The sequence below is a fragment of the Cupriavidus sp. 05N38 genome (assembly GCF_056397345.1).
On sequence record NZ_JBFTNF010000039.1, the window covers coordinates 49,273 to 62,808 of the forward strand.

The 13,536-nt window shown below is 67.0% G+C and carries 12 protein-coding genes; 1 reads left to right on the forward strand and 11 read right to left on the reverse strand.

Annotation, left to right across the window (positions count from 1 at the left end; genetic code table 11):
* Positions 1-58: 58 nt before the first annotated feature.
* The 5 genes from AC1DK4_RS25770 to AC1DK4_RS25790 form a co-directional block, all read right to left on the reverse strand.
* Positions 59-952, reverse strand: coding sequence for a hypothetical protein (locus AC1DK4_RS25770; RefSeq protein WP_477131860.1), 894 nt, complete (start codon positions 950-952; stop codon positions 59-61).
* A gap of 228 nt (positions 953-1,180) precedes the next feature.
* Positions 1,181-2,986 carry an aspartate--tRNA ligase gene (gene aspS, locus AC1DK4_RS25775; RefSeq protein ID WP_441613624.1) on the reverse strand — a complete coding sequence of 602 codons (1,806 nt, stop codon included), beginning with the start codon at positions 2,984-2,986 and terminating at the stop codon, positions 1,181-1,183.
* Positions 2,987-3,029: 43 nt separating this feature from the next.
* Positions 3,030-3,731, reverse strand: coding sequence for a DUF502 domain-containing protein (locus AC1DK4_RS25780; protein WP_441613625.1), 702 nt, complete (start codon positions 3,729-3,731; stop codon positions 3,030-3,032).
* A gap of 14 nt (positions 3,732-3,745) precedes the next feature.
* Positions 3,746-4,102, reverse strand: a complete 357-nt coding sequence (locus AC1DK4_RS25785; RefSeq protein WP_441613626.1) for an FmdB family zinc ribbon protein — start codon at positions 4,100-4,102, stop codon at positions 3,746-3,748.
* 198 nt (positions 4,103-4,300) lie between these two features.
* Positions 4,301-5,737 (reverse strand): high affinity choline transporter 1, encoded by a 1,437-nt coding sequence (locus tag AC1DK4_RS25790; protein ID WP_477131861.1) that lies wholly within the window; start codon positions 5,735-5,737, stop codon positions 4,301-4,303.
* 449 nt (positions 5,738-6,186) lie between these two features.
* On the opposite strand from AC1DK4_RS25790, the gene AC1DK4_RS25795 reads away from it, so the two are divergent.
* Entirely contained in the window at positions 6,187-6,801 is a 615-nt protein-coding gene (locus AC1DK4_RS25795; protein ID WP_441613628.1) for a hypothetical protein, read from the forward strand.
* 131 nt (positions 6,802-6,932) lie between these two features.
* On the opposite strand, the gene ubiB is transcribed toward AC1DK4_RS25795, so the two are convergent.
* The 6 genes from ubiB to AC1DK4_RS25825 form a co-directional block, all read right to left on the reverse strand.
* Positions 6,933-8,510: a ubiquinone biosynthesis regulatory protein kinase UbiB gene (gene ubiB, locus AC1DK4_RS25800; RefSeq protein WP_441613629.1), complete on the reverse strand. Its 1,578-nt coding sequence runs from the start codon at positions 8,508-8,510 to the stop codon at positions 6,933-6,935.
* Positions 8,511-8,597: 87 nt separating this feature from the next.
* Positions 8,598-9,284 (reverse strand): ubiquinone biosynthesis accessory factor UbiJ, encoded by a 687-nt coding sequence (locus AC1DK4_RS25805; RefSeq protein ID WP_477131862.1) that lies wholly within the window; start codon positions 9,282-9,284, stop codon positions 8,598-8,600.
* A 235-nt stretch (positions 9,285-9,519) separates the two neighbouring features.
* Positions 9,520-10,506, reverse strand: a complete 987-nt coding sequence (locus AC1DK4_RS25810; RefSeq protein ID WP_441613631.1) for a Tim44 domain-containing protein — start codon at positions 10,504-10,506, stop codon at positions 9,520-9,522.
* A gap of 51 nt (positions 10,507-10,557) precedes the next feature.
* Positions 10,558-11,289, reverse strand: a complete 732-nt coding sequence (gene ubiE, locus AC1DK4_RS25815) for a bifunctional demethylmenaquinone methyltransferase/2-methoxy-6-polyprenyl-1,4-benzoquinol methylase UbiE (protein WP_477131863.1) — start codon at positions 11,287-11,289, stop codon at positions 10,558-10,560.
* Positions 11,290-11,332: 43 nt separating this feature from the next.
* On the reverse strand, positions 11,333-11,746 hold the full coding sequence (locus tag AC1DK4_RS25820; protein WP_441613633.1) for a gamma-butyrobetaine hydroxylase family protein: 414 nt from the start codon (positions 11,744-11,746) through the stop codon (positions 11,333-11,335).
* Between the two features lie 51 nt (positions 11,747-11,797).
* A partial coding sequence (locus AC1DK4_RS25825; protein WP_477131864.1) for an ABC transporter ATP-binding protein/permease occupies positions 11,798-13,536 on the reverse strand: 1,739 nt, incomplete at its 5' end.

Below are 13,536 nucleotides of genomic sequence, written 5' to 3' on the forward strand. Positions count from 1 at the left end.
CCGCGAGCGGCCCTGCGGGCGATCTTTGCGGGCGACTTTTGCGGGCGCCCGCCGGCACTCAGGCAGCGTGTGCGTTCGACGGAGCCGGCGCCTCGCGCAGCCAGGTCTCGAACACGCCAGGCGAATCGCCGTGGCCCCACGCCGCGCGCAGCTRCTGCATGAGCGGCGTGAGCGCCTGCGTGTAGTCGCGCGAAGCGGCGCTGGCATGCGCCGCCAGGCGGTCGGCGGCCAGCTGGGCCTGTGTCTGAAGCTGCGCGCGCTCCTGCGCGATCTCCTTCTCGCGCACGCCCAGCGCGTTGTACTTCTGGATCAGGAAACGCTGGTAGTCGCCGGGTTCCACGCCATGTGCCGCCTGCGCGTTGGCCTGCTCGAAACGCATCACGATGCTCGCGGTCTCCTGCTCGACATGCGCGGCCTCCGCCGCCAGCGCCTGCAGCCCGTCTTGCAGGCGCATCGCCTCGCGGCGCTCGTCACGCAATTGCGCAGCGTACTCGTCGAAGCTGCGCTGTGCCGCCAGGTAAGCCTGCACCACCTGCTGTGGCGCCACCACCAGCAGCGGGTCGGCGCCGCCGGCGCGGCTGCCCTGCAACAGCGCCTCCTCGGCCACGCGCAGGTTGCCCAGGTCCTCCAGCCAGCGCCCGCGTGCCATCACGGTGCCGACGGTGTCGAGCGCAACCCGGCGCAGCGCGTCGGCGCGCTGCATCTCGACCGGCTCTAGCATCGGCACGGCGGCGGCGGCACCGCCGCTCTGCGCGGCATGCGCGATATCGGGCACGCAGGCGGCCACCGTGGTGGCAACCGACTCCGACATGGCGATCGCCGAACGGCGCACCGCGCGCCGCAACTCGAAACGCGCCAGCAACATCATCGCCAGCCCGGCCACCAGCCAGGTCACGATGGTTTCGGCATGGGCCAGCAAAAACTGGCGGATCGGTTCTACATCCAGGGACACGACAGATTCCTCCCGCGCGGCCGGCGTGCCTTCGAAATGGGCTTGCGGCTTGGCGCCATAAAGGAAGAAGACTTGGGCCGGGGGGCTTCGTTCCGCGATGTAACAATTGGAAACCAGCCCGCATGCCGGACACGGCACAGACGCACGGAAATCAAAAAGGGCCCTGGCGGCGCCAACCAGCGTTGGCGCCACACAAGGCCCTTCCATTCAGGCGCAAGCGCCAGGAACTCAGGCGGTCTTCGGCTCGGCCGCGCGCAGGCGGATATGCAGTTCGCGCAGTTGCTTCTCATCGACCGAGCTCGGCGCCTGCGTCAGCAGATCTTGCGCGCGCTGGGTCTTGGGGAAGGCGATCACGTCGCGGATCGAATCGGCACCGGCCATCATCGTGACGATGCGGTCCAGGCCGAAGGCCAGGCCGCCGTGCGGGGGCGCGCCGTATTGCAGCGCGTCCAGCAGGTAGCCGAACTTGGCACGGGCTTCTTCCTCGCCGATATTGAGCGCGCGGAACACCTTGCTCTGCACGTCCTCGCGGAAGATCCGCACCGAGCCGCCGCCCATTTCCCAGCCGTTCAGGACCATGTCGTAGGCCTTGGCGATGCACTTGCCCGGATCGGTCTCCAGGTACTGCAGGTGCTCGTCCTTCGGGCTGGTGAACGGGTGGTGCATGGCAACCCAGCGCGCGTCTTCCTCGTCGTACTCGAACATCGGGAAGTCGATCACCCACAGCGGCTTCCACACGTCTTCGAACAGGCCGGTGGTCTTGCCGAACTCCGAATGGCCGATCTTCAGGCGCAGGCCGCCGATGGCATCGTTGACCACCTTGGCCTTGTCGGCGCCGAAGAAGATGATGTCGCCGTCCTGGGCGCCGGTGCGCTTGAGGATCTCGGCGATGGCGGCGTCGTGCAGGTTCTTGACGATCGGCGATTGCAGGCCGTCGCGGCCCTTGGCCACTTCATTGACCTTGATCCAGGCCAGGCCCTTGGCGCCGTAGATGCCGACGAACTGGGTGTAGGCATCGATCTCGCCGCGCGAGATGGCGCTGCCGCCCGGCACGCGCAGGCCGACCACGCGGCCGTTGTCGCTGTTGGCCGGGCCCGAGAACACCTTGAAGTCGACGTCCTTCATCACGTCGGTCAGTTCGGTGAATTCGAGCTTGACGCGCAGGTCAGGCTTGTCCGAGCCGAAGCGGGCCATGGCTTCGCGGAACTCCATCACCGGGAACTTGGCGTCCAGGTCCACGTCGATGGCGTTCTTGAACACCGTGCGCATCATGTCCTCGAACAGGTCGCGGATCTCCTGCTCGGTCAGGAACGAGGTCTCGCAGTCGATCTGCGTGAACTCGGGCTGGCGGTCGGCGCGCAGGTCTTCGTCGCGGAAGCACTTGGTGATCTGGTAGTAGCGGTCGAAGCCCGACACCATCAGCATCTGCTTGAAGATCTGCGGCGACTGCGGCAGCGCGAAGAAATGGCCGGGGTTGGTACGCGACGGCACCAGGTAGTCGCGCGCGCCTTCCGGCGTGCTCTTGCCGAGCATCGGGGTCTCGATGTCGATGAAGCCCTGTGCGTCCAGGAACTTGCGCACCTCCATGGCCACCTTGTAGCGCAGGCGCAGGTTGTACTGCATCTGCGGGCGGCGCAGGTCCAGCACGCGGTGCGTGAGGCGGGTGGTCTCGGACAGGTTGTCGTCGTCGAGCTGGAACGGAGGCGTGACCGACGGGTTCAGCACGGTCAGCTCGTGGCACAGCACTTCGATCTTGCCCGAGGTCAGGTTGGCGTTCTCGGTGCCCGCCGGACGCGCACGCACCTTGCCGGTGACGCGGATGCAGAACTCGTTGCGGATCTCTTCGGCCGCCTTGAACATCTCGGGACGGTCGGGATCGCACACCACCTGCACCAGGCCTTCGCGGTCGCGCAGGTCGATGAAGATCACGCCGCCATGGTCGCGGCGGCGCTGCACCCAGCCGGTCAGGGCCACTTCCTGGCCCGTCAGTTGTTCGGTCACGAGACCGCAATAGTGAGTACGCATGGAGGACATAAGAGAATTCCCGGAATAACGCGGCCGCTGGTGCGGCCGGCGATCAATTTGAAGGCGTTGTGTCGGCGGATTCGGCGAGGGCTTCGGCCTGCGCCTCGTCGGTGCGCACCGTGCCGCTCTTGCGCGGCAGCTCGGACGGCGCCACCACGCCCATCGAGACGATGTACTTCAACGCGGCGTCGACGGTCATGTCGAGTTCGATGGTATCGGCCTTGGGCATCATCAGGAAGAAGCCCGAGGTCGGATTGGGCGTGGTCGGCACGTAGACGCTGACGTACTCGCCCTGGAGATGATTCTGCACGTCGCCGCCGGGACGCCCGGTCAGGAAGGCGATGGTCCACGAGCCTTCGCGCGGATACTGCACCAGCAGCGCCTTGCGGAAGGCGTTGCCGGAGGAGGACAGCAGCGTGTCGGAAACCTGCTTGACGCTGGTGTAGATCGGGCCGACCACCGGGATGTGGCCGAGCAGCGCTTCCCACCAGCGCACCAGCCGCTGGCCGATGAAGTTGTGGGCCAGCATCCCGACGACCAGGATGCACAGCAGGGTCAGGATCGCGCCCAGCCCCGTCACGCGCTTGCCGAACATCAGGCGGTCCGGCCGCCAGGCTTCGGGCAGCAGCGCCAGGCTCTGGTCCATGGTGCCRATGACCAGGCTGAGCACCCATAGCGTGATGCCCAGCGGCACGAGCACCAGAAGCCCGGTCAGGAACCAGGTCTTGAGGGCGGAGGTTTTCTTCGCCGGCACGGTGCGTTCTGCTTTCAATGGGCGCAAGCGCTGCCGCAACCGCCGGCCGTGCTTGTCGATGCGGTGGTGGTGGAGGCGGCGCTGGTGCCCGCCGCCGCCGTGTCGCCGCCCGATGCGGGCGCCGCGCCGGCGCTGTCGCCACCGCTGGCGGGGGCCGTGGCCGGCGCGGCGGCGGCACTGTTGCCGCCACCGCGGAAGTCGGTGACATACCAGCCCGAGCCCTTGAGCTGGAAGCCGGCCGCGGTCAGTTGTTTCTTGAAGGTGCCCGCCGCGCCGCAGGATGTGCAGTCGGTGAGCGGGGCATCGCTCATTTTCTGCAGCACATCGCGCCCGTGGCCGCAGGCGTCGCAACGGTAGGCATAGATCGGCATAGTGGCTCTCCGCGAGGATTCTGGAACGGAAATTGGATGGAACCGCGCCGCCGCGCTGGCCGGGAGATTGCCGTTCCCGTGCGTCACATGGCGGTGCAAAGCCTTGAATTATAAACCGTTCTGCGTATGCCGGGCCGCAGGAAAAGGGGCAGAAAATGCCTCAGAACGCACGCCTGGCGCATCCCGGGCCGGCTTCGCTCAGGCGAGGTGCACTTCCTTGACCCGCGGATGGTCGCCGATCCACTGCGGCAGCAACGATCCGAACACCATGCCGCCGAGCGAGAACATCAGGCCGACCATCTGCGGCGGCACCGCCGCGTCGGCAAAGGCGATCTCGCAGCACAGCCACGACGCCAGCCCCAGCAGGATGGCGGCCAGGCCGCCCTGGCGCGTGGCCGGCTTCCAGAACATGCCGAACGCGAGCGGCACGAAGGACGATACCAATGTGACCTTGTAGGCGTTTTCCACCATATGGAAGATCGACAGGTGCGAGTTCAGCGCGAACAGGGTCACCAGCACGGCGAACGACAGCACCACGGCCTGCATCACGCGCAGGAAGCGGCGGTCGTCGAGGTGGCGGAAGTACGGCCGCAGGATGTTCTCGGCGAAGGTCACGGACGGCGCCAGCAGGGTGGCCGAGGCGCAGCTCTTGATGGCCGACAGCAGCGCGCCGAAGAACATGACCTGGGCAAACATCGGCGCATGGGTGAGGATCAGCTTGGGCAGGATCAGCTGCGAGTCCGTGTTGATGTACTTCTGCACCATCTCGGGATCGATCATGGTGGCTGAATACGCCAGGAACATCGGGATGAARGCGAARMAGAARTACAGCACGCCGCCSAGCACCGAGGCGCGSCCGGCRATCTKCTCSGTGCGYGACGAGGTGACGCGCTGGAACACGTCCTGCTGSGGRATCGAGCCCAGCATCATSGTGAACAGCGCAGCCGCGAAGCCGATGATCTGCACCAGGTCCAGCGAGGGCAGGAACTCGAACTTGCCCGCCGCCGCCGCGTGCGACACCACCGCCACCACGCCGCCGGCCTGGCCGCTGACCTCAAAGCCGATATACAGCATGCCGATCACGATGATGATCATCTGGATGAAGTCGGTCACCGCCACCGCCCACATGCCGCCGAACAGGGTGTAGACCAGCACGCTGGCGGCCCCGATCATCATGCCGGCGTCCTGCGACAGAGCGCCGTCCGAAACGGTGAAGAACACCAGCCCGAGGGCCTTGATCTGCGCGGCGACCCAGCCCAGGTAGGACATCACGATGCACACCGTGGTCAGCACCTCGGCCAGCCGCCCATAGCGGTTGTGATAGTAGTCGCCGATGGTCAGCAGGTTCATGCGGTACAGCGGACGCGCGAAGAACAGCCCGACCAGGATCAGGCACAGCGAGGAACCGAAGGGATCGGACACCACCCCGGACAGGCCCTCCTTGAGGAAGACCGCGGGGATGCCCAGCACCGTCTCCGAGCCGAACCACGTGGCGAACACGGTGGCGGTGACGACGTAGAACGGCAGGCTGCGGCCGGCGACCGCGAAGTCCGCGGTGTTGCGCACGCGCAGCGCGGCCCACAGGCCAATGCCGACGGAGATTACCCAGTAGATGACGACGAACCAGATCAGCATGCTGCTGCCCTATCCCAGATATGCCCTTGCGGCGAGAAACCGGTTGCCGGGCGGGCGGGATGCGCTGGTCTGCCCCTCTGCCCCGTCCCGGGTCCAATTCATCGGTCGGGGCCGCATGGGTGGCTGATCTAAGCCTGCGGTCGTAGCCGAATCAAAACGCGGATTATAGCCACGCAGACAGCTGCGAGCGAAGAAAATTCCCGGCCGCGCGGAAATTGCCGTGCCGATGCTGCGCAGGCGCCACAGGTGGCCGGGGCACCCGACCGCCGCGCCACGGGCGTCGCCGGCCATGCGGCTTACGCCCGGTTACACAGCTTACAAAGCTGCCGTCAGCGTCACCCGTGCCTTGCGCATTAAAGCAGGCAAGGCAGCGCCACCGAGCCGCCCGCCGGCACCCCGCCGGCGCGCCGCGCTGCCGCCCACGACCTCAAGAGGAAAAGGAGAACACCATGGCCAACCGCAACCGTCAGACCCAGATGCTCAAGACCCTGCTGCTCGCCGCCGGCTTGCTCGGCGCAGGACTGGCCGGCGCGCAGACCGCCGCGGTCTCGCAGGACGTGCAGCGCAACGTGAACCAGGAACAGCGCATCGAGAACGGCCTGCAGTCCGGCAGCCTGAACACGCGCGAGGCGGCCAGCCTGCAAAAGCAGACCGCCCGGGTCGACCGCATGGAATCGCACGCGCTCGCCAACGGCTCGGTCTCGCCGCGCGAACAGGCGGCCATCCAGCGCGCCGAAAACAACGTCAGCCGCGATATCTCCCGCGACACCCACAACGGCGTCACCGGCAATCCGGCCAGCGCCTCGTCGCAACGCATGCAGGCTGACGTGCAGCGCAATATCAACCAGGAGCAGCGCATCGAGAACGGCGTGGGCAATGGCTCGCTGACCAACCGCGAGGCCGGCAAGCTCGAGCGTGGCCAGGCCCGGGTGGACCGCCGCGAGGCGCGCGCCGGTGCCAACGGTCACGTCGGGGCAGGTGAACAGCGCGGCATCCAGCGCGCCGAGAACCATGACAGCCGGGCGATCTATCGCGACAAGCACAATGGCCGCGTACGCGGCTGACGAGGTGAGCGGGCGCTTACGAGCGCCTGCCTGACAAGCGCCTGCGCCAGATCGGCAGGCAGGCCGGTCCGGGCGCGCCCGCGCCCTTGCCGGTCCGGGTCAAGCCCTGCCGCCTTGTTGCCTTGCCGGCGCTACAGGTAGCCGCCCAGCGACAGCATCTCGGTCAGCACGATGCCGGCGAGGAAGCCGCCGGCCAGCAGCAAGGCGGTGACGATCAGGCGGTTGGTGCGACGCTGCTCGGAGATCAGCGCGCCCAGCAGCTTTTCCTGGTTATTGTTGTCCACCAGCGCGCGGCGCTCCAGGAACTGGTGCGCCAGGCGCGGGAAGTCCGGCAGCATCTTGGCCCATTGCGGCGCTTCCACCTGGATGCGTTCCCAGGCGCCCTTCCAGCCCACCTGCTCGTGCATCCATTTCTCAAGGAAGGGCTTGGCGGTCTTCCACAGGTCCAGGTCGGGATCGAGCTGGCGGCCCAGCCCTTCGATATTCAGCAGGGTCTTCTGCAACAGCACCAGCTGGGGCTGGATCTCGACGTTGAAGCGGCGCGAGGTCTGGAACAGGCGCATCAGCACCATGCCCAGCGAGATCTCCTTGAGCGGCTTGTCGAAATAGGGCTCGCAGCAGGCGCGCACCGCGCTTTCGAGTTCCTCCACCCGCGTGTCGGGCGGCACCCAGCCGGATTCGACGTGCAACAGCGCCACCCGATGGTAGTCGCGGCGGAAAAAGGCGATGAAGTTCTGCGCCAGGTAGTTCTTGTCGAACTCCGAGAGCGCGCCGACGATGCCGAAGTCGAGCGCGATATAGCGGCCGAGCGTCTCCGGTGCCACCGATACGAGGATATTGCCCGGGTGCATGTCCGCATGGAAGAAGCCGTCGCGGAAGACCTGGGTGAAGAAGATCTCCACGCCCTCTTCGGCCAGCTTGTGCATGTCGACGCCGGCCGCCTTGAGCGCTTCGTTGCGCGAGATCGGGATGCCGTGCATGCGCTCCATCACGAAGACTTCCCTGCTGCAGAAATCCCAGAACACCTCGGGCACCAGCAGCAGCTGGGTATCGCTGAAATTGCGGCGCAGCTGGCTGCAATTGGCGGCCTCGATCATCAGGTCGAGTTCGTCGTGCAGGTATTTGTCGAACTCGGCCACCACCTCGCGCGGCTTGAGGCGCTTGCCGTCGGCCCAGAAGCGCTCCAGCCAGGTGGCGAGGTCGCGCATCAGCGCCAGGTCGCTGTCGATCACGGGCAGCATGCCAGGGCGCAGCACCTTTACCGCCACCTCGCGGCCGTGGCTGGAGCCGCCCTTGAGCGTGGCGAAGTGCACCTGCGCGATCGACGCGCTGGCCACCGGCTGGTGGTCGAAGCTCTCGAACAGCGTGGCCAGCGGCCGGCCGAGCGAACGCTCGATGATCTTGACCGCCACCACCGGATCGAACGGCGGCACCTGGTCCTGCAGCTTGGCCAGTTCATCGGCGATATCGGCCGGCATCAGGTCGCGCCGGGTAGAGAGCACCTGGCCGAACTTGACGAAGATCGGCCCGAGGCGCGTCAGCGCCAGCCGCAGGCGTTCGCCGCGCGGCATGTCGAGCTTGCGCCCGATGGTGATGACCCGCACCAGGAAGCGGATGCGGCGGCTTTTGAAACCGGACAGCACGAGTTCGTCCAGCCCGTAGTAGAGGACGACGAAAACAATCTTGCAAAGGCGCAGGAAGCGGGTCATGCAGGTTCTTCAGTATTTGGGCGGTACGGATTGGCCGGGGCAGGCAATACAGGCGACGTGCGTGGCATCGGCAAGGCGCTGGCGGGTTCAGCGGTGGGCTGACGGCAGGCTGCCCGCCCCGCCCGCCGCGCCGCCTTGCATGCGGGCGCCCTGCTCGAGCTTCTCCAGCCGCTTCTCCAGCCGCGCGAGATCGTCGCCGAGCGCGCGCACCCCGGTGCCGAGCTCGTCGAGCGCGGCATGGCGCACCAGCGTGGGCTGCTCGTCGAGCAGGTATTCGGTCACGTTCTCGACCAGCGTGCGGCCTAGCCGCGTGGCCTGCGCATGGACCTCCTGCGCGCCCTGCACCACCCGCTGCGCCACGCTGTCGCTGAGCGGTCCGCCCAGGATGCCCCGCAGCGCGCGCGACAAGTCCTCGGCGGCGTCCCAGCGCAGGTTGCGCGCCAGCATCGACACCGTATTGGCCAGTTCGGCGTCGCCTTCGATGCGCACATGCTTCATCGCCGCCGCCTGCCCGCCGCTGGCCACGTCGGACGCCACCAGCGGCCATTGCTGCAGCGGCACGGTCAGCGTCACCGCCGGCTCTWCCACCGCCGGCGCCAGCTCCGTCAGTCCCTGCCCGGTAATGCGCAGAGCCAGCGTAAACGCGGCCGCATCGAAGCGGATCACGCGGCCGGCGAAAGGCTGGAGCAGCGAAACCGCCCAGGGCTCCTGCTCCAGCAGATGATTCAGGGCAGTGATGGGGGGCGCGGTCAGGGGGGTGGGAAGGGTGGGCATAGGAACGGGGTGGGCTGGGGGCGGGGCCTTTCAGTTTTCAGTGCTGACGGGTTGGAATCGGCTTGGCCGGCGGGCCGGTGCCTGCGCGGCCGCGCGGCCGCCACTGGAGAAGACGCGCCTCCTTGCACCCGCACCGCATCGCCGAACAAAAAAAGCCCACGTTTTCACGTGGGCCTCCATTCTAAGCCACCTGCCGGCCGCGCAGCRGCCGGCCGGACAAGAAGGACTGACGCGGTCAGGAAACCTGCTGGATCCCCGCCAGCACCCAGCCGCCGCTACCGCTGACGGGCTTGGCCAGGTTCCAGACTTCGGCAAACGGCTGCGCCGGATCGCCCGCCTTTTCACGGATCATGCCGGAGAAGCGCACGCTCGCCAGATGCTGCGCCGGGCTGTCTTCGATGCCCAGCAGCTCGGCTTCCAGCGTGACGACGTCGGTCTTGTTGACCTCGGCGCCGCGCTCGGACAGGTCCATCTTGATCTCGGCGAACATCTCGGGCGTGGTGAACTCGCGGATGTCCTCGAGGTTGCCGGCATCCCACGCGGTCTGCAGACGCACGTAGTAGACCTTGGCATTGCGCAGGAAGGCCTCGGTATCGAAATCGGCCGGCACGCCCCAGGGCTGGGCTGCCGCCACGGCGCCCGCCGCGCCTGCCATGACCGGCGCGACCGGCGATTGCGACGCAGCAGGCGACGCCATCACGGGATTCGACGCAGCCGCCGGCGCCTGCTGGCGCAGCGTCGGTTCGCTGCCGAGGCCATTGCCGCCACCGGCGCCGGCGTAGGCCGGCTGCTGCGGACGGCTTGCGCCGCCACGGAACTTGCGGATCAGCCACATCGCCACGAAGACCACCAGGGCGATCAGGATCAGGTTGGACAGGAAGCTCATCGCCGCCCCGCCCAGGCCGAAGTGCGACAGCAGCCAGCCGATACCCAGGCCGGCGGCGATGCCGCCCAGCATGCCACCCCAGTTGCGCTTGGGCGCGGCCGCTGCGGCTGCGCCCGCGGCGGCGCCAGCCGGTGCGGCCTGCTGGGCCGGTTGCTGCGCAGGCGGCTGCGACGGCTGCTGTTGCGGCGGGGTCTGCTGGCGCTGCGTCACGCCGGACGATTGCTTGCCAATGCTGCGCGACCCGCCCAGGCGTTTGGCGTTGGCATCGAGTGCCAGGCCGAGGGCCAGTGTGCCGATCAGCACACATGCCATGAATTTTCCACGAAATAGCGACATATCAGTGCTTCCCCTGTTAAGTTCGCTCAATTTTTGCTGAGCCTTTATTGTCTAGTACTTTCGTCCGACGTGAAGCGCCACGACGCCCGCGGTCAGATTGAAGTATTCGACATTCTCCAGGCCCGCATGTTCCATCAGGCGTACAAGTGAAACCTGGTCTGGATGCATTCTGATGGATTCCGCCAGATAACGATAGCTGTGGGAATCCTGGGCCACGCGCTCGCCAAGCCATGGCAGTACCTTGAAAGAATAGATGTCGTAGGCCTTTTCCAGCGGCTTCCAGACCTTGGAAAACTCCAGCACCATCACCTTGCCGCCCGGCTTGACCACGCGGCGCATCTCGGCAAGCGCGGCATCCTTGTGGGTCATGTTGCGCAGGCCGAATGCCACGGTGACGAGGTCGAAGTGGTTGTCCGGGAACGGAATGCGCTCGGCGTCACACAGGCAGACCGGGGTGACGATGCCCTTGTTCAGCAGGCGGTCGCGCCCCACGCGCAGCATCGATTCGTTGATGTCGRTCAGCCAGACCTCGCCGGTCGGACCCGCCTGGCGGGCAAAGGTCTTGGACAGGTCGCCGGTGCCGCCGGCGATGTCGAGCACCTTGAAGCCCGGCCGCACGCCGGCCTGGGCGATCGTGAACATCTTCCACAGCCGGTGCATGCCGCCCGACATCAGGTCGTTCATGACGTCGTACTTGCTGGCCACCGAATGGAAAACGCCGGCCACCTTGCCGGCCTTCTCATCTTCATTGACCTTTTCGAACCCGAAGTGGGTTTCGCTCATGACTTGCTCCGTAAATCAGTAATCGCGCGCGCGGCGCTCAAGCTCAATGGTTGCCGCAGGCGTGGCCGCCGGCGGCGGGCATCGGGGCGTCGCGGTCGACCCCGGCTGCTTCCAGTCGCTTCAGGTAGGCCTGCCAGGTCGCGTCGTGCTCCGCGCCGAGGCGGTAAAGCAGTTCCCAGGAAAAGATGCCGGTATCGTGCCCGTCGGAAAAACGGATCAGGACGGCATAGTTGCCCACCGGCTCGACGGCGACGATGGTCACGTCGCGCTTGCCGGTCTGCAGGACTTCCTGCCCGGGACCGTGGCCCTGCACTTCGGCCGAGGGGGAGTTGACGCGCAGGTATTCGAAGGGCAGCCGGAAGGCGGCGCCGTTGTCGAAGCCCACCTCCAGCACGCGCGACTGGGTGTGCACGGTAAGGGCGGTGGGATGGGGAGTATCTTTTTCGAGGCCTGCCATGATGTGTGGCGCGCGGCTGCAAGCGGGCCGCAGATTGCGGCCGCACCGCCCTCACGCTTCGTGTACGACCCGATAGCTTACCGCAGCCGCCTCGCCTTGCCCACTTTGCCGGCTCTGGTCCGCTTCCCAGTGCGCCCCGTCCGCGGCCACATAGCGCAGCCGGCGGCCATGGAATGCCGCCACCGTGCTGCGGTGGGCGATGCTGACGATGGCCGCGCCGGGCAGCGACTCCACCATCAGGCGGTACATCGCTTCCTCGGTTTCCTCGTCGAGCGCGCTGGTGGCTTCGTCGAGGAACAGGTAATCCGGCCTTTGCAGCAGCGCGCGCGCAAAGGCCAGCCGCTGCTGCTCGCCCGGCGACAGCCGCAGCGACCAGTTGTCGAATACGTCGAGCTGCCCGGTCAGCGCGCCCAGCCTGGCCTGGACCAGCACTGCCTGCAGCGATTCCCGGCTGTGCACGGTGCCGGCGTCCGGATAGGCCAGCGCGTCGGCCAGCGAGCCGATCGGCAGGTAGCTGCGCTGCGGCAGGAACAGCATGCGCGCCGCGCGCGGCATTGCCACCGTGCCGCTGCCATAAGGCCAGATACCGGCCAGCGCGCGGAACAGCACGCTCTTGCCGCAGCCCGAAGGCCCGCTCACCAGCCAGCGCTCGCCGGGCGCGATCTGCAGCGAGAACGGCGCCACCAGCGGGCGCTGCAGGATCTCGCCGCGGATCGTGGTGCGCACCGGCAGCGCCAGCGCCAGCGAATCGATGCGGATGGCCTCGGCGTCGGCCTGGTCGACCTCGATATCGCGCACGCCGGTGTGTTCCTGGTCCTGGCGCTCGGCCACGCGGATGGCATCGCGGAAATCGATCAGCCGGTTGGCCGCGGCCTTCCAGCCGACCAGCGTGGCGTAGCTGTCGACGAACCAGGACAGCGCGCCCTGCACCTGCCCGAAGGCGGAGCTCATCTGCATCAGCCCGCCCAGCGTCATCTTGCCGGCGAAGTAGCGCGGCGCCGCGACGATCAGCGGGAAGATGATGGCGAACTGGCTGTAGCCGGAATTCACGAAGGTCAGCCGCCGCGTGTAGCGCATCAGCTGGTTCCAGTTGGCGCGGATGCGGTCGAAGCGCGAGTGCAGGCCGGCCTGCTCGGTCGGCTCGCCGCGGTACAGCGCCACCGGCTCGCTGTTCTCGCGCAGGCGCACCAGCGTGAAACGGAAGTCCGCCTCGTACTGCTCCTGCTGGAAGTTCAGGCCGATCAGCGGGCGCCCCACCAGGTGAGCGATCAGCGAGCCGATCACCGCGTAGCCCACCGCGAACCACACCATATAGCCGGGGATGGTGACGGTGCTGCCGCCCAGCGCGAAGCTGATCGGCCCCGACACCGCCCACAGGATGCCGACGAAGGACACCAGCGTCACCACCGAATTGAGCAAGCCCAGCGAGAGCGTCAGCGCGCCGTCGGTAAAGGAGCGCAGGTCATCGGCCAGCCGCTGGTCGGGGTTGTCGGTGGCGTGGGTCTGCTCGATGCGGTAGTAGGCCTGGTGGCTGAGCCAGTGTTCCATGAACTGGCCGGTCATCCAGGTCCGCCAGCGCATCTGCAGCATCATGGTGTAGTACTGCCGCGAGATGGCCGCCACGATGAAGAAGCCCGCAATCCACGAAAAGCGGATCAGCAACTCCTTGAAGGAGGTGTAGTCATGCTGCTCCAGCGCGTTGTAGAACACCCGGTTCCACTCGTTGAGCAGCACGTTGATATAGACGATGCCGAGGTTGAGCGCCACCACGAAGCCCAGCAGCCCGAGCC

Coding starts and splice junctions, on each gene's coding strand:
- AC1DK4_RS25785 (WP_441613626.1), bottom strand. CDS start 4,102: ATGCCGATCTATGCCTACCGTTGCGACGCCTGCGGCCACGGGCGCGAT.
- ubiB (WP_441613629.1), bottom strand. CDS start 8,510: ATGACCCGCTTCCTGCGCCTTTGCAAGATTGTTTTCGTCGTCCTCTAC.
- AC1DK4_RS25795 (WP_441613628.1), top strand. CDS start 6,187: ATGGCCAACCGCAACCGTCAGACCCAGATGCTCAAGACCCTGCTGCTC.
- AC1DK4_RS25810 (WP_441613631.1), bottom strand. CDS start 10,506: ATGTCGCTATTTCGTGGAAAATTCATGGCATGTGTGCTGATCGGCACA.
- AC1DK4_RS25820 (WP_441613633.1), bottom strand. CDS start 11,746: ATGGCAGGCCTCGAAAAAGATACTCCCCATCCCACCGCCCTTACCGTG.
- aspS (WP_441613624.1), bottom strand. CDS start 2,986: ATGTCCTCCATGCGTACTCACTATTGCGGTCTCGTGACCGAACAACTG.